This is a genomic window from Rothia sp. HMSC069D01 (assembly GCF_001810135.1).
In the GTDB taxonomy this organism is placed as follows: domain Bacteria; phylum Actinomycetota; class Actinomycetes; order Actinomycetales; family Micrococcaceae; genus Rothia.
In genome coordinates, this window is the sequence record NZ_KV800108.1 from 194705 (window position 1) to 220586 (window position 25882).

General features: G+C 60.2%; 16 protein-coding genes. 13 read left to right on the forward strand and 3 right to left on the reverse strand.

All coding sequences use genetic code 11. The features are described 5' to 3' along the window. Positions 1 to 1066 (reverse strand): polysaccharide deacetylase family protein (locus HMPREF2710_RS05280; RefSeq protein WP_070599915.1); only part of this gene is annotated, 1066 nt, incomplete at its 3' end. A gap of 177 nt (positions 1067 to 1243) precedes the next feature. Here HMPREF2710_RS05280 and HMPREF2710_RS05285 point away from each other — a divergent pair. From HMPREF2710_RS05285 to HMPREF2710_RS05330, 10 genes are all read left to right on the forward strand, one after another. Next, the gene (locus HMPREF2710_RS05285) at positions 1244 to 2353 is read left to right on the forward strand and encodes an App1 family protein (protein WP_070599917.1); all 1110 of its coding nucleotides are present in this window, start codon (positions 1244 to 1246) and stop codon (positions 2351 to 2353) included. A 773-nt stretch (positions 2354 to 3126) separates the two neighbouring features. Next, a complete protein-coding gene (nrdH, locus tag HMPREF2710_RS05290) occupies positions 3127 to 3351 on the forward strand; it encodes a glutaredoxin-like protein NrdH (protein ID WP_070506157.1) in 225 nt (74 codons plus the stop codon). Between the two features lie 74 nt (positions 3352 to 3425). Further along, positions 3426 to 3956, forward strand: a complete 531-nt coding sequence (nrdI, locus tag HMPREF2710_RS05295) for a class Ib ribonucleoside-diphosphate reductase assembly flavoprotein NrdI (protein WP_070599919.1) — start codon at positions 3426 to 3428, stop codon at positions 3954 to 3956. Beyond that, the gene (nrdE, locus tag HMPREF2710_RS05300) at positions 3929 to 6109 is read left to right on the forward strand and encodes a class 1b ribonucleoside-diphosphate reductase subunit alpha (RefSeq protein WP_070599921.1); all 2181 of its coding nucleotides are present in this window, start codon (positions 3929 to 3931) and stop codon (positions 6107 to 6109) included. Before nrdI ends, nrdE begins: the two co-directional genes overlap by 28 nt. A gap of 147 nt (positions 6110 to 6256) precedes the next feature. Further along, complete coding sequence (gene nrdF, locus HMPREF2710_RS05305) at positions 6257 to 7234, forward strand: class 1b ribonucleoside-diphosphate reductase subunit beta (protein ID WP_049338464.1); 978 nt, start codon at positions 6257 to 6259, stop codon at positions 7232 to 7234. Positions 7235 to 7547: 313 nt separating this feature from the next. After that, the gene (locus tag HMPREF2710_RS05310; protein WP_049362753.1) at positions 7548 to 8597 is read left to right on the forward strand and encodes a zinc-dependent alcohol dehydrogenase family protein; all 1050 of its coding nucleotides are present in this window, start codon (positions 7548 to 7550) and stop codon (positions 8595 to 8597) included. 232 nt (positions 8598 to 8829) lie between these two features. Further along, a complete protein-coding gene (locus HMPREF2710_RS05315) occupies positions 8830 to 10542 on the forward strand; it encodes a formate--tetrahydrofolate ligase (RefSeq protein WP_005508799.1) in 1713 nt (570 codons plus the stop codon). A gap of 1189 nt (positions 10543 to 11731) precedes the next feature. Beyond that, positions 11732 to 12505 carry an MBL fold metallo-hydrolase gene (locus HMPREF2710_RS05320; RefSeq protein ID WP_070599922.1) on the forward strand — a complete coding sequence of 258 codons (774 nt, stop codon included), beginning with the start codon at positions 11732 to 11734 and terminating at the stop codon, positions 12503 to 12505. A gap of 126 nt (positions 12506 to 12631) precedes the next feature. After that, positions 12632 to 15520: an excinuclease ABC subunit UvrA gene (uvrA, locus tag HMPREF2710_RS05325; RefSeq protein WP_070599924.1), complete on the forward strand. Its 2889-nt coding sequence runs from the start codon at positions 12632 to 12634 to the stop codon at positions 15518 to 15520. A 45-nt stretch (positions 15521 to 15565) separates the two neighbouring features. After that, positions 15566 to 16723, forward strand: a complete 1158-nt coding sequence (locus HMPREF2710_RS05330; RefSeq protein ID WP_070543643.1) for a GNAT family N-acetyltransferase — start codon at positions 15566 to 15568, stop codon at positions 16721 to 16723. Between the two features lie 210 nt (positions 16724 to 16933). Here the strand turns inward: HMPREF2710_RS05330 and HMPREF2710_RS05335 are convergent, their stop codons facing one another. Further along, a complete protein-coding gene (locus tag HMPREF2710_RS05335) occupies positions 16934 to 18433 on the reverse strand; it encodes a glycoside hydrolase family 1 protein (protein WP_070600488.1) in 1500 nt (499 codons plus the stop codon). Between the two features lie 234 nt (positions 18434 to 18667). Next, positions 18668 to 20149, reverse strand: coding sequence for an anion permease (locus HMPREF2710_RS05340; protein WP_070599926.1), 1482 nt, complete (start codon positions 20147 to 20149; stop codon positions 18668 to 18670). A 403-nt stretch (positions 20150 to 20552) separates the two neighbouring features. Between HMPREF2710_RS05340 and HMPREF2710_RS05345 the strand changes: the two genes are divergently transcribed. The 3 genes from HMPREF2710_RS05345 (at position 20553) to HMPREF2710_RS05355 (ending at position 25793) form a co-directional block, all read left to right on the forward strand. Beyond that, entirely contained in the window at positions 20553 to 21251 is a 699-nt protein-coding gene (locus tag HMPREF2710_RS05345; RefSeq protein ID WP_070506180.1) for a lipoate--protein ligase family protein, read from the forward strand. Between the two features lie 68 nt (positions 21252 to 21319). Next, entirely contained in the window at positions 21320 to 22210 is an 891-nt protein-coding gene (locus HMPREF2710_RS05350; protein ID WP_005505816.1) for a fumarylacetoacetate hydrolase family protein, read from the forward strand. An 868-nt stretch (positions 22211 to 23078) separates the two neighbouring features. Beyond that, entirely contained in the window at positions 23079 to 25793 is a 2715-nt protein-coding gene (locus HMPREF2710_RS05355; RefSeq protein WP_070599928.1) for a Rib/alpha-like domain-containing protein, read from the forward strand. Positions 25794 to 25882 lie beyond the last annotated feature (89 nt).

The window sequence follows — 25882 nt, forward strand, 5'->3', positions numbered from 1 at the left end:
TCGTAGCCGCAGGTGCGGCGGTCGCACGAGCCGGCGGAGCCGTGGTTGCCGCCGCAGGTGCAGTCGTAGCCTGCTGGGTAGCCGCTACCTCATCCTCATAGCGGGTAGTCGGAGCCTCAGTAGTCGGCTCCGGGGTAGGGGCCGGTGCCTCCGTAGTCGCCTCGGGGGAGGGGGTGTTCTCCTCCGGGGTGGGGGTCGGCGAAGGAGCCGCCGCCTTAATCTCTTCCTCGGATGCATCACCGTAGTAGTCACGAACCGTCACCGCAGTCAGGCCGCGGTCATCAATCAGACCCTTCACCTTATCCAGAATCGGGATGATCGTCTCGTAGTTCAGGTGACCCAGCACAATCTGCTGCGGCAGCATGTAGCGGATGCAGCGCATGTAAATCACGCGGGAGCTAGTCTTCGCCTCGTCACCGGTAGTGCCGTTCCACATGACCGGGCGGGTAAAACCAATCTCACCGGCAGCCTTCAGCACCGCATCGTTGTAGCGGCCGTAGGGCGGGCGGAAGTACGGCTTCGACGAGACACCGAACATGCTCATAATCTCGTCTTCGTTACGCTGCAGCTCTTCCTTCACGCCCTCAGCGTCCAGGGTGGTCAGATCGGCGTGGCTGTAGGTGTGGTTCGCAACCTGAATCTGGCCGCTCTGAACCAGCGGACGCAGCAACGACACATGCTCCTTAAAACCGGTGTAAGAAGCGTTAATGAAGAACGTCAGGCGAGTATTCGTGCGCTTCGAGAACTCAGCGTAGCCGCGAATCGCCTCCGGGCTTGCGCCATCATCAACAGTCCACGCAACATACTTGCCGTCACCAATGAGGGAGTTGCCGATACCGGGCCATTCGCGCGGCTTATCAACCGGGTTGCCAGCAGCGGCAACGGTCGGCGAATTCGTGGGTGCGGGGCGAGTAGCAGCAGCAGAGGTCTCGCCGCCAGCCTGATACGGAGTGAAATTACCGCTGGTGCCGTCGTAGTCATTCGACTTCTTCGAGCAGGCAGCAATCAGCGGAAGCATAGCAGTGCCGAGCACAAAAAGTCGGCGGTTAGGCTGTGAGTGGGTCATACTCTCCAGGATAACGCCCCCACCTGCAAGGAACGAATCTGAACAGCGAATACACCCTAAATAATGTGCACATCACACCCCGCGCTCAGCACCACAGTATTAATAGGTATAAAAACTAGGTATAAGAACACAAAATCAAGAAGCCGCAAGTCGGTAACGCTCCGCTACACTAGTGGGATGGAGAATTTGGGCACTCACGAACTGCGCAACCTTGTGAACGATGCTGCCGACGAGGCTGTCAACATCGGCTACCGTGTTGCAGACCGGCTGCACAGGTGGCGCGAAAAGCGTGCCATCGCTGCCGGTCGCGAGCCTATCCTCGTGCCCACCGAAGGCTACGGCCGCGCCGCCTCCGACGGAACCCCCGGCTGGGTCCGCGTTATCGCCCGCGCCCTTTACAAGACGGTCAACCTCGAACGCCTCCTGCAGGTCGTCGACGGCACCCAAGACACCGCCAACCCCATGCGCGGCTGGCGCTCCTTCACCGCAACCGCAATGTCCGATGCGCCCGTCACCATCGTCATCGACGGCACCAAGCACGAGGCGTACACCGACCGCGGCGGCGTGCTCGACGTCAAACTCAGCATCGACCTGGAACCCGGCATACACGAAGTCATCATGTACGTGCCCGGTTCCCGCGCCGTAGCAACCAGCGTCTATATCGTTCCCGAAAGCCAGAAGCTCGGCGTCATCATGGACGTCGACGACACCGTCATGGTCACCATGCTGCCGCGCCCCATGGTTGCCGCCTGGAACTCCTTCATCCTCGACGAGCACGCACGCATCCCCACCCCCGGTATGGCGGTCATGACCGACCGTATCCGCCGCAGCCACCCGGATGCGCCGTTCATGTACCTGTCCACCGGCGCCTGGAACATCACCCCGACCCTGCGCCGTTTCCTCAGCCGCAACGGCTACCCGCGCGGCACGTTCCTGCTCACCGACTGGGGCCCCACCCCGGACCGCTGGTTCCGTTCCGGCACCAGCCACAAGGTTGAGTCCCTACGCCGACTCGCCGAGGAATTCCCGCAGATGAAGTGGATCCTCGTCGGTGACGACGGGCAGCGCGATCCGTACATCTACAACGGCTTCGCGGTACGCTACCCGGACAACGTGGCGGCAATTGTCATCCGCAACCTGACGGTGGGGGAGACCATGCTCGCCTCCGGTCGCGTGTGGAGTGACTACCGTGCCGAACAGATGATGCGCTCGCCGCTGTGGATTGAAGCCACCGACGGCGTAACGCTGAGTAAGAAACTGCGTGAGCTGGGCCTGATCGATTTCTAGCCGGTTACTGCTCGCCGGTTGCTAAAATCTGTGCCTATAGCCTGTAAACCCACCGCAAATACCGCGAAATACCGGTATATGCGGCGGGTTTTGCTGTTTCAGCGGAATTAACCAACTTAAACCCACGACACACCGGTTACTGGAAAAGAGTTAAAAATCTTTTCTACAGCTTTAATCACATAGCTTAAAGCCGCTCGAAGGGGGTTAACCCTCGCCTTTAAGAAAGTCCGTTCTGCTTTAAAACCGCGCCGTTCCGCGCAAGAACGCGTGAGAGTTAAGATCTCTTTAAAATCAAGCCCGAACCTGCCGGGTTTTATGCCCCCGAAAGCATACATGAGGTTAACTGAACCTCAACTTGGCGGGCGAATGAACCCTTAAAAATCCTGACCAACTTAAACCCCACCTGTGGATAACCTGGCGCACCCCGCGAAAATCCAACGAACTAGCCTCGCGGTAGGGTGTGGATAAGCTGTAGGCACCCCCTCTTAAGTGGGTTCAGCTGTGGGTTTATCGAACGAAACACGACCCTTGCACCACATCATCTTGTGGTGAAGAAAAATCTCGACACTAGATGTAGTATTAATACTCGGTTCCACCACTACGGCACTTTTGACCGCCCTGCCCCAGCGCAGGAAGCCGCCACACCCCACTAGAAGGGGCAGCGGACGGCACCGCGCCCGCCGTAAACAACACGTGGTGAACCACAAACGAAACACGCCAGATTCATTCACGAGATAACCCCGCCCGAGCGGGAGAAAGTAAGAGGCACTCCCATGGTAGTGACCGTGTACACCAAGCCCCAGTGCGTCCAGTGCAACATGACCTACCGCGCCCTCGACGCGAAGGGTATCAGCTACGTCAAGGTTGATATCACCGAAGACGCTCAGGCCCTCGAAATGGTCAAGTCCCTCGGCTACATGCAGGCACCCGTCGTCATTGCAGGTGACGAGCACTGGTCCGGCTTCCAGCCCGACAAGATCAACGCTCTGGCAGCCTAACAACCCAGCCGAACCCGTACAAACGGAAAAATCGGCACGGAACTCACACCGGCACACGAGATAAGGAGCACACGTTGAGTACCGCCCTCACGCCCAACCCCGTCGACGAGCACGCAGAAATCCGCAAGATTCTTATGGATGCACGCAATGCTTCCGAGGGTCGAGCGACCGAGGTCGGACTGGACGATACGGCGCCACTCATCGTGTACTTCTCCTCCATCTCCGGTAACACCCACAAGTTCGTGGAGAAGATCCGTGCCCGCCGCCTCCGCCTGCCGCTGCGCACCGGCGAAGACACCCTCATTCTTGATGAGCCGTTCGTGCTCATCGTCCCCACCTACGGCAAGCCTGAAGGCGCCGGTAACGTTCCCCCGCAGGTGGTTAAATTCCTGAACGTGGAGCAGAATCGTCACCACATGCTCGGTGTGATTGGCTCCGGCAACACCAACTTTGGTCCGCTCTTCGGCATCGCGGCAGACATTGTCGCCAAGAAGTGCGATGTGCCCGTGCTCTTCAAGTTTGAGCTCATGGGCACCGATTCAGATGTAGAAAAAGTCAACGAAGGATTGGAAGCATTTTGGACGCAAAACTGCCCTCAGCACTAGAAACTCTCGGTGCGAGCCACAGCGGCAAGAGCGTACCCGAGAAGTTCAAGGGTATGAGCTACCACGAGCTGAACGCACTGCTGAACCTCTACGATGAGAACGGCCAGATTCAGTTCGATGCCGACCGCCAGGCTGCACGTCAGTACTTCCTGCAGCACGTCAACAACAACACCGTCTTCTTCCACGACCTGGAAGAGAAGATCGAGTACCTGATCGAGAACCAGTACTACGAGCCGGAACTCTTCGACAAGTACAACTTCCAGTTCATTAAGAACCTGTTCAAGCGCGCCTACGGCGTGAAGTTCCGCTTCCCGACCTTCCTGGGTGCCTTCAAGTTCTACACCTCCTACGCGCTCAAGACCTTCGACGGCCAGCGCTACCTGGAGCGTTTTGAAGACCGCGTCTGCATGGTCGCACTGCTGCTGGCGGAAGGCAACGAGAAACTCGCCGAAGACATCGTCGACGAGATCATCTCCGGCCGTTTCCAGCCGGCAACCCCGACCTTCCTCAACGCTGGTAAGAAGCAGCGCGGCGAGCTCGTCTCCTGCTTCCTGCTGCGCATGGAAGACAACATGGAGTCCATCGGCCGCTCCATCAACTCTGCACTGCAGCTCTCCAAGCGCGGCGGCGGCGTGGCATTTGCCCTGACCAACCTGCGCGAGTCCGGTGCGCCCATTAAGAAGATTGAGAACCAGTCCTCGGGCGTTATCCCCGTCATGAAGCTGCTCGAAGACGCCTTCTCCTACGCAAACCAGCTCGGCGCACGTCAGGGTGCCGGTGCCGTGTACCTGCACGCACACCACCCCGACATCTACGCCTTCCTGGACACCAAGCGTGAGAACGCTGACGAGAAGATCCGCATCAAGACCCTCTCCCTGGGCGTTGTCATCCCCGACATCACCTTCGAGCTGGCGAAGAAGAACGAGGACATGTACCTCTTCTCCCCGTACGATGTGGAACGCATCTACGGCGTGCCCTTCTCCGACATCAACGTCTCCGAGAAGTACTACGAGATGGTCGACGATGCACGCATCACCAAGACCAAGATCAACGCACGCGAGTTCTTCCAGACCATCGCAGAGATTCAGTTCGAGTCCGGCTACCCGTACGTGATGTTCGAAGACACCGTAAACCGCGCGAACCCCATCGCCGGTAAGGTCATCATGTCCAACCTGTGCTCCGAGATTCTGCAGGTTTCTGAGCCGTCCACCTACCACGCTGACCTCGGCTACGAGACCGTCGGTAAGGACATCTCCTGCAACCTCGGTTCGCTGAACATTGCACTGACCATGGACGGCGAAGACTTCGGCAAGACCGTGGAAACCGCGATTCGTTCGCTGACCTCCGTCTCCGACCAGTCCGACATCCGCTCCGTACCCTCCATCGAGCGCGGCAACAACATGAGCCACGCCGTGGGTCTGGGCCAGATGAACCTGCACGGCTACCTGGCACGCGAGCACGTCTACTACGGTTCCGAAGAAGCGCTGGACTTCACCAACATGTACTTCTACACCGTCGCCTACCACGCAATCCGCACCTCCATGCAGATTGCTAAGGAACGCGGCCAGCGTTTCGAGGGCTTCGAGAACTCGAAGTACGCATCCGGTGAGTTCTTCGCCAAGTACATCGAGAAGGAATGGGAACCGCAGACTGAGCGTACCCGCGAACTGTTCGCTAAGCACCACATCCCCACCCGTGAAGAGTGGATTCAGCTGGCTGCTGACGTGGCACAGTACGGCATGTACAACCAGAACCTGCAGGCTGTTCCGCCGACCGGCTCCATCTCCTACATCAACGGCTCGACCTCTTCGATTCACCCGATCGCTTCGAAGATTGAGATCCGCAAGGAAGGCAAGCTCGGCCGCGTCTACTACCCGGCACCGTACATGACCAACGAGAACCTGGAGTACTACCAGGACTCCTACGAAATTGGTTACGAGAAGATCATCGACACCTACGCTGTGGCAACCCAGCACGTGGACCAGGGCCTGTCGCTGACCCTCTTCTTCCGCGATACCGCAACCACCCGCGATATCAACCGCGCCCAGATTTACGCATGGCGTAAGGGCATCAAGACCATCTACTACATCCGTCTGCGTCAGATGGCTCTTGAAGGCACCGAGGTTGAAGGCTGCGTATCCTGCATGCTCTAGCCTGAATGCTGTGACGCATTCAGCCTGAGCTGGCACACTATAACTAAAGACTGGAAGGGGCGGTTACGGTGAACACGCAAACCGCCTGCGCGACTGGCTGGGCGCGCGTGGCACTGTAACCGCCCCTTAAGAATCGGAGAATTACTAATGAGCGAAAAGGTGAAGCTCGTCGACCACGTGGTCGAGGCTATCAACTGGAACCGTATTGAGGACGAGAAGGACCTTGAGGTTTGGGATCGTCTGACCGGTAACTTCTGGCTGCCGGAGAAGGTGCCGCTGAGCAACGACGTGCCCTCCTGGAAGACCCTGACCGAGGAAGAGAAGCAGCTGACCATGCGCGTCTTCACCGGTCTGACCCTGCTGGACACCATCCAGGGTACCGTCGGTGCTGTGTCCCTGCTGCCGGACGCTGTGACCGCGCACGAAGAGGCCGTGTACACCAACATTGCGTTCATGGAGTCCGTGCACGCAAAGTCGTACTCCTCGATCTTCTCGACCCTCGCCTCCACCAAGGAGATTGACGAGGCATTCCGCTGGGCTTCTGAGAATGAGCACCTGCAGAAGAAGGCGAAGATCGTTCTGTCCTACTACACCGGTGACGACCCGCTGAAGAAGAAGGTTGCCTCCACCCTACTGGAGTCCTTCCTGTTCTACTCGGGCTTCTACCTGCCTATGTACTGGTCTTCGCACGCGAAGCTGACCAACACCGCTGACCTGATTCGTCTGATTATTCGTGACGAGGCAGTGCACGGCTACTACATTGGCTACAAGTTCCAGCAAGGCCTGGCGAAGGAGTCCGCTGAGCGTCAGGCAGAGCTGAAGGAGTACACCTTCAACCTGCTGTACGAACTGTACGAGAACGAGGTGGCGTACACCCACTCCCTGTATGACGGTGTGGGTTGGAGTGAGGACGTTAAGAAGTTCCTGCACTACAACGCTAACAAGGCTCTGATGAACCTGGGCTACGAGCCGATGTTCCCGGCGTCTGTGACTAATGTGTCTCCGGCGATCCTGTCGGCGCTGTCCCCGAACGCTGATGAGAACCACGACTTCTTCTCCGGTTCCGGCTCTTCCTACGTGATCGGTAAGGCTGTGAACACCGAGGACGAGGACTGGGACTTCTAAGCCCCTTCTCGCCTCGAGATATAAGGCTGAGATAACCGACCCCCGCGTATCCACTGTGGATGCGCGGGGGTTCCGCCGTTTAACCGGGCTATTCAACGTGCCGGGATGCGCGGGGGTTCCGCCGTTTAACCGGGTGCGAAAGCGGGGGAAAAGATGCGGAGAAGGGACGGAGAAGCAGGGGAGCGGGAGCAGTTTTGCGGGTTCCGATTGTCGGAATTTTTGTCTTCACCCCGTAGCATAAAAAATTATTGATATATCGGGGTACGGGGCGTACTGTTGGATTATTATCCCACAACCCCGAAAAAGGAACATCATGCGTTCAGTTGTTATGGAAGCCCCCGGCAAGGTCGTCGTCAACGAAGTTGAGAAGCCGACCCTGCTCGAACCCACCGACGCCATCATCAAGCTCGCAGCATCCTGCATCTGCGGCTCCGACCTGTGGCCCTACCGCGGCGCAGACGCAGAGCCCGTCGATCACCGCGCAATGGGCCACGAATACATCGGCGAGGTCGTAGAAATCGGCTCCGAGGTCACCACCGTAGCCCCCGGCGACTTCGTCGTAGGCTCCTTCTGCATCTCCTGCGGCGAGTGCGAAACCTGCACCGCAGGCTACCCCTCCCGTTGCCTCAAGGCAATCGCAGCAGGCGACACATTCATCGGCATGCGCTCTAACGGCACCCAGGCAGAATACGCCCGCGTACCCTTCGCAGACGGCACCCTCGTCAAGACCCCCGCGACCCCCACCGAAGAGCAGATTCCGCACCTGATGGCGGCATCCGACGTGCTCGGCACCGGCTGGTACGCAGCAGACGCAGCGCAGGCAGGCCCCGGCAAGACCATCGTCGTTATTGGCGACGGCGCAGTCGGCCTGAGCGCAGTCATCGGCGCTAAGCAGCTCGGCGCGGAGAAGATCATCATCATGTCCCGCAACCCCGAACGTCAGGCGCTCGCTAAGGAATTCGGCGCAACCCACGTCGTGGAAGAGCGCGGCGAAGAGGGCATCGCCAAGGTTCTGGAGCTCACCGACGGCGTGGGCGCACACGGCGTTGCTGAGGCTGTTGGTACCCAGCAGTCCTTCGACCAGGCACTCGGTTGCGTACGCCACGGTGGTTACATCGGCTTCGTGGGCGTGCCGCACGACAGCTCCATCGGCACCGATAAGCTCTTCGACAAGCAGGTTCACCTGGAGGGCGGCCCCGCCCCCGTGCGCAAGTACCTGCCGACCCTCATTGACCTGATTTACAAGGGTGAAATTGAGCCCGGTAAGGTGTTCGACCTGGTTCTGCCCATCGACGAGGCAGCTAAGGGTTACGAGGCAATGGACCAGCGTACCGCCACCAAGGTTCTGCTGACTATGCCGTAATAGCCGCTCGTATCGTCGGTTCTTGTGCCTTCTTACACCGGCAACCCGACGTGTATGCGCTACTGATCCCCGCACCGACCCTGTTCACTCCATGTGAGCGTAGGGTACCGGTTGCGGGGATTAGTGCTTTAAAAATTGAGTTTATTTGCCACCTTCCGGCGAGGTGAGGGACAAATGCGTGAGCCAAGGCATAGAATAAAAGAGCATGATTCGTACAACTCGAAGGATGACAATGACGAAGAAGCCTTTCCCTTCCGACCTCGAAATCGCACTTGCCGCCGATCTTTGGCCCATCAACAAGATCGCAGCGGACAACGGCATCAGCGAAGATCGCCTTGAGCCCTACGGCAAGTACGTCGCTAAGGTCCTTCTCGACGAAACCACCAACGCAGAGACCGCCCGCAAGCGCGGCTCCAAGTACATCGTGGTTACTGCAGTCACCCCCACCCCGCTCGGTGAAGGTAAGACCGCAACCTCCGTCTCCCTCGCACAGGGCTTCGCCCAGACCGGCCGCAAGGCAATCCTGGCGCTGCGCCAGCCCGCAATGGGCCCGACCTTCGGCATCAAGGGCGGCGCAGCAGGCGGCGGCTACTCCCAGATCGTTCCCATGGAGAAGCTGAACCTGCACCTGACCGGCGACTTCCACGCCGTCACCGCAGCACACAACCTGCTTGCCGCAATGATCGACAACCACCTGCACCACGGCAACGAGCTGCGCATCGACCCGCGCGCAATTGAGTGGCGCCGAGTCATCGACATGAACGACCGCTCCCTGCGCAACATCGTCGTGGGCCTGGGCGAACGCATGGACGGCGTGGTCCGCGAGACCGGTTTCGACATCACCAGCGCCTCCGAAATCATGGTGATTCTCTCGCTGGCAACCTCTTTCAAGGACCTGCGCGAGCGCCTGGCAAAGATCGTTATCGGCCTGAACTACGACGGCGAGCCCGTCACCGCGGCCGACCTGAAGGCTGACGGCGCAATGTCCGTCATCCTGGCGGACGCAATCAACCCGAACCTGCTGCAGACCCTGGAGCACACCCCCGCCCTGATTCATGCGGGCCCCTTCGGCAACATCGCAACCGGTAACTCTTCGGTTGTGGCTGACTACGTTGGTCTGGAGTACTCCGACTACGTCATTACCGAGGCTGGCTTCGGCGCCGACATGGGTGCCGAGCGTTTCTTCAACGTCAAGTGCCGCGTCTCCGGTCTGAAGCCGGACGCCGCAGTGCTCGTCGTAACCGTGCGCTCCCTGAAGTCCCACTCCGGCCTGTACAAGATTGTTCCGGGCAAGCCCCTGCCCGAGGGCATGCTGCAGGAAAGCCCCTCCGACGTGGAGAAGGGCGCAGAGAACCTGAAGAAGCACATCGAGATTGTGCGCAACTTCGGTGTTCAGCCGGTCGTGGCAATCAACGCCTTCCCGACCGACTTCGAGTCCGAGCACGAAACCATCCGCCGTATCGCAGAGGAAGCTGGCGCTCGCGTCGCTATCCACCGCGGTGTGGCTGAGGGCGGTAAGGGCACCACCGACCTGGCAGACGTGGTTGCTGAGGCATGTGACGACGTTTCGGACCTGAAGTACACCTACGATCTTGAGGACTCCATCGAGACCAAGATCGAGAAGGTTGCGACCAAGGTCTACGGCGCGGACGGCATCTCTATCGCTCCCGCTGCCGCTAAGCAGCTGAAGCGTTTTGCTGAGCTGGGCTACTCGCACCTGCCCGTGGTCATCGCGAAGACCCACCTGTCCATCTCTTCGGATGCAACTCTGAAGGGCGCGCCGACCGGCTGGACCCTGCCCGTGCGCGAGGTTCGCCTGGCTGCAGGTGCTGGCTACGTCTACGCTATCTGCGGCACCATGCGCACCATGCCGGGCCTGAGCAAGAGCCCCGCAGCTGAGCGCATCGGCTTCGACGAGAATGGCGTGATGGTCGGCCTGTCCTAAGGCTTGCCCTAATGCGGCTGTTCCAGCTGATTTATAGCTAGTGGAGGCGGCGCTCCTTCCCCACAGCGGGGGAGAGGCGCCGCCTTTGCTGTGCCCTATGGTGCTCTCTGTAGTGATTATAAGGGGAAGTAGAGTACCTGAAAACGGGGGAGTGAAGGATTCTGAAACCCCTGGTGGAGGGGTCTTTCAACCTTTCATTGAGGCTTCTAGAGCGCCTGTTTTGAGGGTGAAATTGGTACGTGCTGGTTAATAATTGGGCTCTATTTGTGCTTAAAGGTCAGGTTTTATTAAACAATCTATATAGGTTGATTTTTTAGTGACACACTGTCTTGCATTTTGTGAAAATACGGCATTGACTAGGTATTTTGCTTTTTGAAAGGGGTTTTAATGGGTGCACTCAGTGAACCTGAAGACGGGGCTGTTGTTATCGTTTTGTTATAAAAGCTCTACTTTAGGGGGTATCTAATGACCCTAAACAGACCAATTGATTTTTCCCTCAAGTGTATATCCGTACACTTTTTGAACGGCGAGCAGTATATTTTTTCTACTTAATGAAGTTTCAAAAGCTTGAAGATATTTCGACCTTAACCCTCTACTTCCGCGGAATACTGGGCTAAAACCGGGTATTGAGTCTTTAAAATTACTGAGTGTGAAGCTTAGGTTAAAGGTGCACCGAAGTGCCAAAAGAGGGAAATTCTAAAATTATTTTGGGTGAAATAAGTCACATCAAAACTCGAAAAAAATGAAATTGGTACGTATGGATAGCCTAAAAAACAGCTATTTTTATTACAGAACGATTACATTGAGACTCAAGTCACTAAAACCGGCTCTCCGTACCAAATTGGGCGGTAAAACAGCCCCCAAAAAGTTCGCTACTATTGAGTCATCAAGTAATCGTGAGATTTCCAAAGTCCTCGGGTTGCTTGTGTTTGAGTGAGTGATAGATACCCCTGGGTGTCATGAGAAGCGACTGTGTATCGATGCGCAGTCGCTTCTCTGTTTAACTTTTGAATTTCACTGTTTGAATTTCGCTGGAGCCTCAGATAGACGGGACCTCGGCTAAAGCTTGTTCCGAGCGTGCTCCAGAATCTGTTCCCTGTGCATCCCGCACATTCAACGCCGAATGCGCTGATAGGGGAGCGAACCGCATAGGCGCATGCTGTGCGGTCACAACCCCTACACTGGAACTATGACTACTTACCCCGAACCCACCCTCATCTTTGAGAACCCCGAACTGACCGTCCGTGCGTTCAGCGTCTCCGAGATGGACAACAGCGTCTACCTCATCACCATGCGCGCCACCGGCGAGCAGGTACTCATCGACCCCGCAGACGACGCAGAAGAACTCTACGCCTACACCCTCGACGCGCTCCTGCACGACTGCCCGCAGCTCGAACTGGCAGACGGCGAAGAACGCCGCGTGCGCGTTATGGAGAGGGACGAGGACTTCAACTCCCTCAAGCCCCGCGCAATCGGTCTGACCGGCATCCTGGTCACCCACGGCCACTGGGACCACATCCGTGCCATTAAGGAGCTCGACCGCCTCACCGGTGCCGTCACCTCCGCAGGCGCCGCTGACGCAGCCGCTATTAAGGAGCAGGAAGACTACACCGTCGAAGAGGAGCTGACCGGCGGCGAAAGCTTCGACTTCTACCTCTCTGACACCGTCATCCGCGCCCTGCACGTGCCCGGCCACACCCCCGGATCCATCGTCTACACCCTCGAAACCACCTGGGAAGACGGCACTCCCGCAACCCTGCTGTTCACCGGCGACGCTCTCTTCCCCGGCGGCGTGGGCAAGACCGACTCCCCGCAGCAGTTCGGTGAGCTCTTCTCCAACGTGCTCGAAAAGCTCTTCGGCGGCTTCGAAGATGACGCCATCGTGCTGCCCGGCCACGGCCGCTCCACTACCCTCGGCGACGAGCGCCCCCACCTGGAAGAGTGGGGAACCCGCGGCTGGTAGATCGCGCCTGCCAGTCCGCCTCATATAAGTACTGCACCCTCATGCCTTCACCGGCCGCATAATCCCGCTGGTGAAAGGCGTGAGGGTGTAGAATTTAAATTCGAAGATAAAACGAAAGGATTTTCGATGACACCCCGCCCGGCACACGGTAGCACCGCACTCAAAGCGAACGATCTGACCAGCATCCGGGTTCAGGGTGCCCGCGAAAACAACCTCAAGAACGTAGACCTCACCATTCCGCGTGATGCGATGGTCGTCTTCACCGGCCTCTCCGGCTCCGGTAAGTCCTCCCTCGCCTTCGACACCATCTTTGCGGAAGGTCAGCGCCGCTACGTTGAGTCACTGTCCTCCTACGCGCGTATGTTCCTCGGACAGGTCGACAAGCCCGACGTAGACTTCATTGAGGGCCTCTCCCCGGCGGTGTCTATCGACCAGAAGTCCACCTCCAAGAACCCGCGCTCAACCGTCGGTACCATCACCGAAATCTACGACTATATGCGCCTGCTCTGGGCGCGCATTGGCCACCCGCACTGCCCCGAATGTGGCGAAGAAATTACTCAGCAGACCCCGCAGCAAATCGTGGACATTCTGCAGGAGTACCCCGAACGTACCCGCCTGCAGATTCTTGCGCCCGTCGTCAGCGCACGTAAGGGCGAGTTCGTCGACCTCTTCAAGGACCTGCTGACCCAGGGCTATTCGCGTGCCCGCGTGGACGGCGAAACCGTGCAGCTCTCCGACCCGCCCAAGCTCGCCAAGCAGTACAAGCACACCATCGAGGTGGTCGTCGACCGTATCGTCATTAAGGACGGTATTCACCAGCGCCTGACCGACTCCATCGAAACCGCGCTCAAGCTCGCCGACGGCCGCGTGCTCATCGACTTCGTGGACCGAGAGCAGGACGACCCCGAACGTACCCGTTCCTTCAGCGAAAACCTTGCCTGCCCCAACAACCACCCGCTGCAGATCGACACCATCGAGCCGCGCGCCTTCTCCTTCAACTCGCCGTTCGGCGCATGTAGCGCCTGTGACGGCATCGGCTCGCGCCTGGAAGTAGACACCGAACTGCTCGTGCCCAACCCCGACCTGACCCTCGGCGAGGGCGCTATCGCCCCCTGGTCACAGGGCAAAGCAACCACCGAATACTGGCTGCGCCTGCTCGCAGGCCTGGGGGAGGAACTCGGCTTCGACCTGGACACCCCCTTCAAGGACCTGCCCGCCAAGACCCGCGCCGCGATCCTGGACGGCAAGGACTACAAGGTTGAGGTGTCCTACCGCAACCGATTCGGCCGCGAACGCCGCTACACCTCCGGATTCGAGGGCGTGAAGGCGTACATCAAGCGCAAGCACGAAGAAACCGAATCGGACTTCGCCCGCGACCGCTACGAACAGTACATGCGCCAGGTCGCCTGCCCCTCCTGCGGTGGCGCGCGCCTGAACCCGACCATCCTCGGCGTGAAGGTTGGCGGCCAGTCCATCGCAGACATCACCGACCTGTCCCTGGCTGACGCGCTCGCCTTCGTGCGCGGCCTGCAGCTCAGCGCCCGCGAAGCCAAGATTGGCGAGCAGGTCCTCAAAGAAATTGACGCGCGCCTGCAGTTCCTGCTGGATGTGGGCCTGGACTACCTGACCCTCTCACGCTCCGCCGGTACGCTCTCCGGCGGTGAGGCGCAGCGCATCCGCCTCGCAACCCAGATTGGTTCGGGTCTGGTTGGCGTGCTCTACGTGCTCGACGAGCCCTCCATCGGTCTGCACCAGCGCGATAACCGCCGCCTCATCGAAACCCTCACTAAGCTGCGCGATATGGGCAACACGCTTATCGTGGTTGAGCATGACGAAGACACCATGCGCGAAGCTGACTGGATCGTGGACGTAGGACCCGGCGCCGGCGAGCACGGCGGCGAAATCGTGCACTCCGGCAGCTTTGAGGAGCTGCTGAAGAACACCAAGTCCATTACCGGCGACTACATGGCTGGCCGCCGCAGCATTGAGGTGCCCGCATCCCGCCGCCCCGTGGACAAGGAACGCCAGCTGACCGTGCGCGGCGCCCGCGAAAATAACCTCAAGAACGTGACTGTGTCCTTCCCGCTGGGCGTATTCACCGCGGTGACCGGCGTGTCCGGCTCGGGTAAATCCACCCTCGTCAATGACATTCTGTACACCTCCCTGGCGAACAAGCTCAACGGCGCCAAGCAGGTACCCGGACGCCACAAGAGCATCGACGGCCTGGAACACCTGGACAAGGTCATTCACGTGGACCAGTCGCCCATCGGCCGCACCCCGCGCTCGAACCCCGCCACCTACACCGGCGTGTTCGACCACATCCGCAAGCTGTTCGCAGAGACCAGCGAAGCAAAAATGCGCGGCTACACCCCCGGCCGATTCTCCTTCAACGTCAAGGGTGGCCGCTGCGAGGACTGCTCCGGCGACGGCACCCTGAAGATTGAAATGAACTTCCTGCCGGACGTGTACGTACCCTGCGAAACCTGCCACGGCAAGCGCTACAACCGCGAAACCCTCGAAGTGCACTACAAGGGCAAGACCATTGCCGACGTACTCGAAATGCCCGTGGAAGAAGCCGCAGAGTTCTTCGCCGCATTCACCCCGATTGCGCGCCACCTGAACACCCTCGTGGACGTGGGCCTGGGCTACATTCGCCTGGGCCAGCCCGCAACCACCCTCTCCGGCGGTGAAGCGCAGCGCGTGAAGCTCGCAACTGAACTGCAGAAGCGCTCCAACGGCCGCTCCATCTACGTGCTGGACGAGCCGACCACCGGCCTGCACTTTGAAGACATCCGCAAGCTGCTCGCCGTGCTGCAATCGCTGGTTGACAAGGGAAATAGCGTCATCACCATCGAGCACAACCTGGACGTGGTCAAGTGCGCCGACTGGATCATCGACATGGGCCCCGAAGGCGGTAGCGGCGGCGGCACCGTCATCGCAGAGGGCACCCCGGAACAGGTGGCTCAGGTGAAGGGCTCGCACACCGGCGCGTTCCTTGCTGAGATCCTGAACTAGCCGAGATCCTGAACTAGTCAAAAATTTGCCCTAGAGGAAACCTACGTGACTGATACTCAAGGAACCGAATCTGCCCGGGGAGCTAAAGCAATCCGTGGAGCTGTAAACCGTGGTGCTGTGAACCGTGGCGTCGTGAATCGTGGAGCTGTGACCACCGTGGACCGTGCGCGGCACATCCTGCATACCCAGCTGGAGGCTGACTTCTGCCAGGCGCCCGGCTCGATTAGTCGCGCCCTCGAGGAGCTACGCGACTACCCGGAAGCCGAAAGCTTGCCGCTACTCGCCACCGTGCAGCCGCCCTCCGAGAAGATGGGCGCCGCACGCCGCCGCAACGACGACATCTGGGAGTTGCGCGTCGCCAACTACGCGAGCGTCGGCATTCTCTGCGCCAAGCATCCGCGCGTGCTGGACAAGGCTATCGACTACATGCTCGGCGACCAGTCGAACTGGCTCGGCGACTACGCGCAGCTGCGCCAGCTCAACGAACTGCTCACCCCCTACACCCAGCAGGTCAGCGGCACGAGCATCTACTACACGCCCGGCCGCGCCCTGCTGAACTCGGTCGTACCCGAGGGCGTGCAGGCGCAGGAGGTCAAGTGTGCCGTGCCCGGTATGGGCATGATGCGCCGCGTTGACCCCGCCGAACTGAAGGCGGCGCTGCTTGCCGAAATCACCGGCGAGCGCACCATCCGCAGGGAGGCAAACGCCTCCGCGGGGGCGCTTGAGGTTGACCCGCAGGACACGCAGGCACGCGTAACCCACCTGCGCGTGGAGCTGCTGGACGCTGAGCAGATTGAGCGCTTCCGCGGGGATAAGCGCTACTCGAATGCGCTGGGCTTTAGCGTGACCCGCCCGGATGTGCTGGTGCTCGCCGCATACCCGGTGGAAGAGGATGCAGCTGATGTACCCGCGGCGGGGGAGAGCGCCGCGCTCGCAGACCCTATCGCCCTCGTGGGTGTGAGCGACGATTCGCCGATAATGCGCCAAATCGGTATCGATGTGCTGCCCGCCTGGCGCGGCGCCGGCATCGCCAGCGTGCTGGTGCGTGATGCCGCACGTCTGACCCTGGCGGAAGGGTACCTGCCGTTCTACGGTACGAGCCCCTCGCACATCCTCTCGCAGAGGGTCGCGATGAACGCCGGGCTGGTGCCGACCTGGTGGGAGTACGTGTCCACCAGCCTGAATGACCTACCCATGGACTAGATTTGCCTACAGACTAGAGCCGCCCGCACTAGGCATAACAGGCACTAGACAAACAGCATATGGCGCGAAAGCCCCCGAGATCAGAGTCTCGGGGGCCTTTTATATGCTGAGTTTCGCGTGTTAGCCGCGCGGGGTTCAGCGTGCCGGGATTTTCGCGGAGTTCAGCGTCTAGAGTCGCCGCATAAGGAACAGTCTCTAGAGCCTTACCAGTTACAGCTCCGCGCCGTTGCTGGCAATCACCTCGCGGTACCAGTGGAAGGACTTCTTACGGTAGCGCGCCAGGGTGCCGGTGCCGTCGTCGTTGCGGTCCACGTAGATGAACCCGTAGCGCTTGGACATCTGCGCGGTGGAGGCGCTAATCATGTCGATGCAACCCCAGGTGGTGTAGCCGAGCACGTTCACGCCGTCCTCAATCGCCTCGCGTACCGCGTGCAGGTGCTGGCGCAGGTAGTCGATGCGGTAGTCGTCCTCCACGGTGAGCTCACCGTTCACTTCGACCAGTTCGTCGCGGGCGCCCAGGCCGTTCTCCACGATGAATAGCGGCTTCTGCCAGCGGTCCCAATACTGGTTGAGGACCACGCGCAGGCCGGTCGGGTCGATCTGCCAGCCCCATTCGCTGGAGGGCAGGGTCGGGTTCGCCACGCCGCCGAGGATGTTGCCTTCGCCGCGCTCACCTCGTGCCGGGTCGCCGGTCGCGCAGGTGGACATGTAGTAGCTGAACGACACGAAATCCACGGTGTTCTTCAGGTCCTCGCAGTCCTGCTCGGTGATGTTCAGCTCCACGCCCTTCTCACGCAGGGCACGCAGGAAGTAGCCGGGGTATGCGCCGCGCACGTGCACGTCACCGAACGCGAAGTTCGCCTGCTCCGTCTGCATGGCGGCGAGTACGTCGGTGGGGTCGGGGGTGAGCGGGTAGGTGGGCATGGCAAGAATCATGCAACCGACCTGGGCACCCGGTGCCAGTTCGCGTGCCGCAGCGGTGGCGCGTGCGGAGGCGACCAGCTCGTGGTGCATCGCCTGGTACAGGTCGGCGTCGCTGAGCTGATCCGCCGGGGTGTTAATACCGCCGGACATGAACGGCAGGTGCAGCATCGAGTTGATTTCGTTGAAGGTCAGCCAGTACTTCACGCGCTTGCCGTAGCGGGCGAACACGGTGCGGGCGTAGCGTTCGTAGAAGCCGATGAGTTCGCGGCTGGTCCAGCCGTTGTACTGCTCGACCAGGTGCAGCGGGGTTTCGTAGTGGCTGAGGGTGATGAGCGGTTCCATGCCGTGCTTTTCGAGCTCGTCGAGCACGCGGTCGTAGAAGGCGAGGCCCGCCTCGTTCGGGGTTTCTTCGTCGCCGCGGGGGAAGATACGCGACCAGGCGATGGAGAAGCGGAAGACCTTGAAACCCATCTCCGCGAGCAGGGCGATGTCTTCGCGGTAGCGATGGTAGAAGTCGATGCCCTCCAGCTTGAGGTTGTCCTCGGTGGGTTCCGCGGTGCGCGGGTACAGGCCGCCGGCGGGCAGCACATCCTGCAGGCTCGGGCCCTTACCGTCTTCGTTCCAGGCGCCCTCGAATTGGTTGGCGGCGGTGGCGCCTCCGAAGAGGAACCCGTCAGGGAACGCGCCGAGCGGCTGCGGCTCGGTCAGCGCCGGGTTGGTGGGCTGTTCAGCGCTGACGCTGGGTAGCGCGGTGGTTTGGGCGGTGATGTGCTGGTCCTGATGCACGGCATCCTCCAAGGTGCTTTAGGATTTTCTTCTACCCTAGCGGAGGGGGAGGGGGATTACTAGGTTTTGCACTGTAAACCGCGCCAAAAACCGCCGTGCGGAGCATCCAGAGGGCACTGAAAAGCGGTATCCTCACACGAAAATTCACGTGAGAATACCGGGCCTTTATGCAGCGATTGCGGGGCTTTTATACAGCGCCTAACGCTGAGCTAAGCCGCCGCGGGGCCTGAGCCGCTAGCTAGCGAAGCCGAGCGCGAACAGCCACGCGGTACCGACTACGCCCCAGACGACGAGGTTCACGATAGCCGCCATGAAGCCGATCTTGAACCATTCGCCCACGCTGAAGTAGCCGGAACCGTAGTACACGCCCGCCGGGCCGGAGGCGTAGTGGGTGATGCCGCCAATCAGGTTGCCCATGAAGCCGAGGAACAGCGCCGCGAACATCGGCGGAACACCGGCAGCTACCGCCGCACCGAGGAATACTGCGTATAGTGCAACAATCTGGGCGGTGTTCGAAGCGAACATGTAGTGGATGAAGAAGTACGCCAGAACCAGAATCGCGAACGCCATGGGCCATGCCATGCCGCTGACGCTGTGCGCCGCCTGCTGACCGATCCAGTCGACGACCTTGAGCTTCTTCAGGTGGTCTGCCATGCCGACAAGCACGGCGAAGAAGATGAGGGTGGACCATGCGCTGGAGTTCTTCGCCATGTCCTTCCATGTCAGGACCTTAGTCACCAGCAGAATTGCGATGCCGAAGAATGCGGCGCTGGTCGCGTCAATACCGATAGAAGTGCCGGTAATCCACAGGATCAGCAGCAGCACGAAAGTGCCGAGCATAATCCATTCCTTGGAGCTCATGGGGCCCATTTCGTGCAGTTCCTGGCGGGCGTGCTCGGGTGCGTCCGGGGTCTTCTTGATGGTCGGAGGGTAAATCTTCGACATGATCCACGGCATGACAATCAGCGCGGCAAGACCGGGAACGATAGCGGCGAGCGCCCACGTGCCCCAGTCGAGATTGATGCCGCGGTCGTGCGCGAACTTCTGCGCTAGCGGGTTGCCCGCCATTGCGGTCAGGAACATGGCGGAGGTGATGGTGTTGACCTGCGCCTCAGTCATGAGCAGGTAGGAGCCGAGCTTACGGCGTGATTCGGGGGTTTCGTTGGTGGAGCCGTTGACCTCGGAGAGGGAACGGATAATCGGGTAAATCACGCCACCGGCACGCGCAGTGTTGGAGGGGGTGGCGGGGGCGAGAACCAGGTCGGTGATTGCCATACCGTAGGACAGGCCGAGGGAGGACTTGCCGAGCGCACGCACGAACAGAAGTGCGATGCGCTTGCCCAGGCCGGTGATGAGGAAGCCGTCGGCGATGAAGAACGCGGCAACAATAATCCAGATGGAGGAGTTACCGAAGCCGGTCAGTGCCTCGTTCTTTGCCGCCATGGTGCCGGTAATCATTGCGGCGCCAAGGCCGACGAGCGCCACGGACGGGGTCGGCAGCGGCTGCAGGATCAGGCCGAGGATGGTGCCGACGAAGATGGCGAGCATGTGCATGCCGCGCGGGTCAACGCCTTCGGGGGCGGGAACGAACCAGATGGCGAGGGTCGCTGCGAGGATGATAGCAACGTGCAGGATCAGCTTGTTTCGCTGTTTGCGGGCTGCGCTCACCTCCTGGCTGGGGGCAGCGGCTGCTGCTGTGTTGGTGGACTGTGTCATGTCCGTACTCCTTATGTGAAACGTACAGTTTGGTCCGTGGCGGGTGGGCCGTCACGGTGTGCGCGTTTCTTCTGCGTTGTCATGCTGTGTTGTGTACTTATGGCAACGTGTGGGATGCCACGTAGTCTTTTAATCGTAATGGGTTGGATTCACGGAGTGAAGAAAATTGGTATAAAAAATGTGAATATGGCCGGGTGTATCGGCGGCTGGGATTCTGCGGGGCGTCGGCGATGACTTTGCACAGATTCAAGGGGGAATCGGCGTGAGGCATAGCGGGGGAGTGCCGCCTCTTGAACTGCTTCTGGGCCGCCCCTGAGCTGCTCCTGGGTTGCCTACGGGCCGCTCCTGAGACGCCCCGCCGACCAGGCACCGTAAGTGACGGGCGTAACCGTAAAATAGGAACGTGCAGATTATTCGAGAGACCGGCCCCGACTCCGGCGATATCCTCATTCACCACGACCAGACGGTGCAGATGCTCCGCGAGGTGGCAACCGGCAAGCGTGAAGCCACCTTGCGCATGTATCAGCCGAACCCGACGGTCGCGTTCGGCCGCCGTGACGAACTGAACCCCGGCTTCGCGGAGGCCTCCGCGGCGTGCGCCGAGCACGGCTTTGAGGTGCTGGTGCGCAAGGTCGGTGGGCATGCCGCCGCCTACCATCAGGGGTGCCTGGTCGTGGACCATTTTCAGCCCGCCTCCGACGCCCGCAGCGGCAACACCCTACGCTACGAACTGTTCGGTTCCATGTACGCGCAGGCGCTACGCGAAGTCGGCGTGGATGCGCGCATGGGTGAAATCCCGGGGGAGTACTGCCCCGGCGAGTATTCGGTGCACGCGCAGCTTCCCGCCTCCGCAGGTGGCGGCCGCATTAAACTGGTCGGCACCGCCCAGCGTGTGGTGACCGGCGGCTGGTGGTTTAGCACCGGCATCGTGGTCTCTGATTCTGCACCCCTGCGGGCGGTCACCGCGGATGTGTACCGTGCCCTCGGCATGGAGCTGGACCCCGCCACGGTCGGCGCGGCGCAGGACGCGAACCCCGCCCTGCTCATGGAAGACCTGGAAGACGCCATCGTTGAGGTGTACGCCCAAAACGGTTTTCACTAGGTTGTTTTATTTCTGACTTTTATCCGTAACTTATTCGATATATCCCCACCTGAAGCGAAGGAGCATCCATGCGTTGGGCACAGATCAAAGACTCGAAGGGCAGCCGCGCGGTCTGCTTCTTCGAAGAGACCGTGTACGAGCTTCCGGCGAAGCTCAGCCCGCTACTGAATTTCTACAGCCGGTTCCGCCTGAACTTTGGCGACCCGAAGAACGCCGTGGCGATCCTGAAGGAGAACGGCGCGACCGTCATGGGCCACGGCGAGGAGCTGTGGAACTCCCTACCCTTTATTCGCCCGCTGGATAAGCCCGGCAAGATTGTGTGCGCCGGCCTGAACTACCGCGACCACGCCGCGGAAATGAACCTTGAGGTGCCCGAGCATCCGGCGCTGTTCGCGAAGTTCCCGAACGCGCTGATTGGCCCCGGCGAGCAGATCCGCATGCCCGCCGCCGACGGCACCGGCAGCACGAAGGTCGACTGGGAGGTTGAGCTCTGCCTGGTCGTGGGCGCTCGCCTGCGTAACGCCACGGAGGAGCAGGCACTTGAGGCTCTGATGGGGTACACGGTCATGAATGATGTGTCGGTGCGTGACTGGCAGGGTCGTTCTTCGGAGTGGTTCCAGGGTAAGAACTGGGATGCGATGACTCCGTTTGGTCCGGTGATCGTGAGCCCCGATGAGGTTGACCCGGTTGCCGGTCTGGAGCTGGTCTGTGAGGTGGACGGCGTGGTGCGTCAGCGCGGTACGACGGCGGATATGGTGTTCACCCCGGCGCAGCTGCTGTCCTATATTTCGCGGTTTATGACCCTGGAGCCGGGTGACCTGGTGGCGACGGGTACCCCGGCAGGGGTTGGTTTGTCGCTACATCCGCGTCAGTGGTTGAAGCCGGGGCAGACGGTGCGCACCCGTATTGAGGGTATTGGTGAGCTGGTGAATGTCTGCTCGGAGGCGGGTGCGCTGTAGCTATTCGGTAGCTCTGTGAGTAACCGCTATTGAACCCACCTGAACCCACGGAGGCGGGTGCGGCACCTGCTATTGGGTGCACCGCAAGGCACCCACAAATGAATATTTATGCACCCCGCATGTGTTTTTGAGACGCATGCGGGGTGTTTCTATGCTTTCTAAAGCTCCCGGTGGGCGGCTTGGAATTCATGGAATGTACGGTGAAGGGCGTCCTGCGCGGGGGAGTGTGGTGCATGCATGGTTACACACTGTTAAACACACGCAAACTTTAAACTTTGACCTAAATTTTAGGGTTTTGGGTGGGTTTTGAGGGGTCTGCGGGGTGAAAAGCAGAGTGCTCCTGCTGGGTGGTGGTTGCCAGAAATCGCTCTTTGAGGGGTGGTTGGTGCCCGTCTCAGTGCATGGGGTGCTATCTGCTCTCGGTGCAGAATCTCAGATTGTGGTCACGTGTGAGAAATTCAACAGGAAGTTTTGGCGCGTCTTTCAGGGAAATTCAAGGTTTAAGGTTTAGTTCCCTGTACGCATTTTTCGTTTTCTTCACGTCACCCTCGCTTGACTAGGAGTAAACCCTAAACACTGCGGTGCAAATTCTGCGTCTTCAAACACCAATAAATGCATGAAGGTGCAAGGAGATGTGACTCTAAACCTGAACCTTTATCAAAAAATCGGTGCCCAAAATCACAAACTCGTTTTGCGTTCACCCCAAAGACTATGTAGGGTATGGGGATTATCTGAGAGTTTCCTGAGAATTCCTGCCAGAAGATCAGGACCCACCCGGGCACACCCTCAGATGCATATTTCACTCACGTCCGTGTTTGTTCATACAAACGCACTCACTCAAATAAGCCGACACGAACGAAAGAAAAACATGACCGCAACTGCATCCAAAAACCCGGCACAGCGCCCGGCAAACCGCCGCCGTGCCACCATCGCTGCCTCCGCAGCACTGGCAACCGTCATCACCGGCGCGAACCTCCCCGCGACCTTCGGTGCAACCGCCTCCACCCGCAACGTATCCGGTACCACCTGCGTCGACGCAGGCTACCGCACCGTGCCGACCCTCGCGAACATCACCAACGTCGCGCCCGGTCCGACCTGCTACTGGAACCCCGACCAGAAGGCGCAGACCATTAACACTCTCGCGCCGGTCAACTCCTCCCTCACCAAGGCGCAGCTGACCACCACCGAGAACACCTCGCCCCTGAGCGGCAAGCTCGCCCGCGATTCATTCGCCGCCAAGAAGCTCACCGGCACCGAAGCCGTCGCAGCCAACAGTAGCGAAATCAGCCGCACCTTCCTCGAATACTCCGCCGATGCGGGCAACCACCCCGTCACCACCGCCATCAACGCGGGCACCGTGAAGAAGGACCGCGCCCAGACTGTTGGCGGCCACGAGAACATCCCGACCCTCGCCGTGAACTCCGCGAACCCGCACCAGGAGTACGTCGAGGTCGTCTCCCGCGACAACCGCGTCAACGCTAACGCGGAGAACAAGCGCATCCTGACCGGCGGCATCCCGATCCCGAAGTGGCTTGCCGAGGACCACGGCCTCTCCGGTGACCAGTCCGTTGCCCTGTACGATGAGGCGACCGGCATCTGGCGCTCCTACTTCAAGTTCGTCAAGGATGCAGACGCGCAGACCTACACCAGCACCGCCCGCGTGCAGGTCGGTGGCGGCAACGCGTCCACCCCCAAGAGCGCCAAGATTCAGTACGACAACGTTGGCCGCGGCAACGCAGGTCAGACCGTCACCATCAACGCACCCGTGAGCATCGACGCGAAGTCCGGCAACGCCCGCACCTCCTACCCGATTGCTCGCGGCGCGAAGTTCCGCCTGGCAAAGAACGTGCCCGGCGCGTCCATCAACGAGACCACCGGCGAGATTACCTACAAGATTCCCGCAGGCACCCGCGGCACCGTGGACATCCCCGTTGCGGTTGACTACCCGGCGACCTACCACGTGTCCTCCGGCGGTTACATGCTCGCTAAGCCGAACTTCGGCGGCGTGGGCGAAGACAACTACTGGCTGACCCTCAAGAACGGCACCTCCTCCGTGGTGGGTATGGCGAACGAGCTCACCCAGATCGGTGTGGACGAGCTCAAGGCCGGCAAGATCAACCACATGGTGTCCATCACCGCGGCTGACTACGCTGCACTGGTCTCCTCCTTCCCCGCGAAGGGTACCGACGGCAAGATTGACGCGAGCAAGTACCCGAACGCACCCCGCGCGGGTCAGCGTGGCTTCCTGCCCGCAAGCTTTGACGTGGAAGAGCACCTGGCAAACACCGGCCACGCTGACGACCAGCTCACCCGCATGATCCTGACCGCAATGAAGGAATACGGCTTCATCCTCACGGACCACAACCTCTTCACCAACGCATTCAACCTGGAGGCGGCAAGCTCCTACGCGCCCTACGCCCGCCAGGGTAAGAACGTGTACAAGGAAGACCCGCAGCTGGCGGCAATGTTCGCGAACTTCGTGCCCAGCGGCTTCACCGGCAACCAGTTCCCCTGGCAGCAGGTGCAGTGGATGCCCGTGAACTACACCGAGTCCGCTGAGAACACTGCACGCCGCGAGGGCACCCAGGTTCTGCCGCAGAGCAACAACCAGGCTGCCGACTCGAACGCTGACGCGCACAAGATTGCACGCCCCGTGACCGTGCGCCGCTCCGCCGTGCGCACCCCCAAGGCCGTGCGCATCAGCGACGCCGAGACTCAGAACGCGGCAGTGAACCAGGCTTCGGACGCCGTGAAGTTCAAGTACCCCTCGGATTCCTACGGTAAGACCGGCACCGGCTCCGGCGTGTTCTACCAGCCCGCCGAGCACCACGCCACCGTCTACTCCGGCGAGACCGCAGTCGCGCAGAGTGTTCACCAGTCGCACAAGGTTTCCCCGAACTACCGTTACGCGCGCGACTACAACTTCCAGGAAATCCAGCAGACCCCGAACTTCCGCCCCAGCCGCTGGGTCAACAAGGAGAAGGTCAACACTGCTGGCGGCCAGTTCTCCAGTGCGGAGACCGGCATCCGCTTTGCCTCCAACGGCAAGACCGGCACCTACTCGATCGACCTGAACACCCACGACGTTACCGGCACCACCTGGGATCTGCGCCGCGACAACGGCACGAACATCACCGTGAACCGCACCGGCAAGGCACCCGCACGCATGTCTGATGTGAAGGCGAAGAGGGGCTCCGCCGCGCAGCTGTACTCGATCCCGCTGAAGGTTCACGTGGTCGATAAGAACAGCCCCATCGCGCGTGAGGACTCCGTCTCCCTGTACTCGGGCACCACCCAGAACGTGGCTGTCCTGAACAACGACGAAGCATCCTTCGGCGCATACAGCCGCGGCGAAACCGTGAAGAAGCTCGAGCTGCTCAACCAGCGCGGCCAGGCCGTCAGCGCATACAGCGACGAATACGGCACCTACCGTGTGGTGACCCTGCCCGACGGCACCCAGGGCATTGCGGTATCCGCTAAGAATAAGCAGGGCTTCGCACCGTTGGTCCGCTACCGCGCAGTGACCGACAAGGGCGTAAAGTCCGCTGAAGGTTATCTGCAGGTAGCAGTCGCTAACCGCTAGCCGGACGCACCAGCGAGCATCAGCGCACATAGGGGAGAGGGGCACGCTCAAGAAAGCACGCCGCGCAGGCGTAACTTCCTTGACGTGCC

Bases quoted from the DNA above. Each gene is read 5' to 3' on its own strand.
- HMPREF2710_RS05285 (WP_070599917.1), top strand. From the start codon at position 1,244: ATGGAGAATTTGGGCACTCACGAACTGCGCAACCTTGTGAACGATGCT.
- nrdH (WP_070506157.1), top strand. From the start codon at position 3,127: ATGGTAGTGACCGTGTACACCAAGCCCCAGTGCGTCCAGTGCAACATG.
- nrdF (WP_049338464.1), top strand. From the start codon at position 6,257: ATGAGCGAAAAGGTGAAGCTCGTCGACCACGTGGTCGAGGCTATCAAC.
- HMPREF2710_RS05310 (WP_049362753.1), top strand. From the start codon at position 7,548: ATGCGTTCAGTTGTTATGGAAGCCCCCGGCAAGGTCGTCGTCAACGAA.
- HMPREF2710_RS05315 (WP_005508799.1), top strand. From the start codon at position 8,830: ATGACGAAGAAGCCTTTCCCTTCCGACCTCGAAATCGCACTTGCCGCC.
- HMPREF2710_RS05320 (WP_070599922.1), top strand. From the start codon at position 11,732: ATGACTACTTACCCCGAACCCACCCTCATCTTTGAGAACCCCGAACTG.
- uvrA (WP_070599924.1), top strand. From the start codon at position 12,632: ATGACACCCCGCCCGGCACACGGTAGCACCGCACTCAAAGCGAACGAT.
- HMPREF2710_RS05340 (WP_070599926.1), bottom strand. From the start codon at position 20,149: ATGACACAGTCCACCAACACAGCAGCAGCCGCTGCCCCCAGCCAGGAG.
- HMPREF2710_RS05350 (WP_005505816.1), top strand. From the start codon at position 21,320: ATGCGTTGGGCACAGATCAAAGACTCGAAGGGCAGCCGCGCGGTCTGC.
- HMPREF2710_RS05355 (WP_070599928.1), top strand. From the start codon at position 23,079: ATGACCGCAACTGCATCCAAAAACCCGGCACAGCGCCCGGCAAACCGC.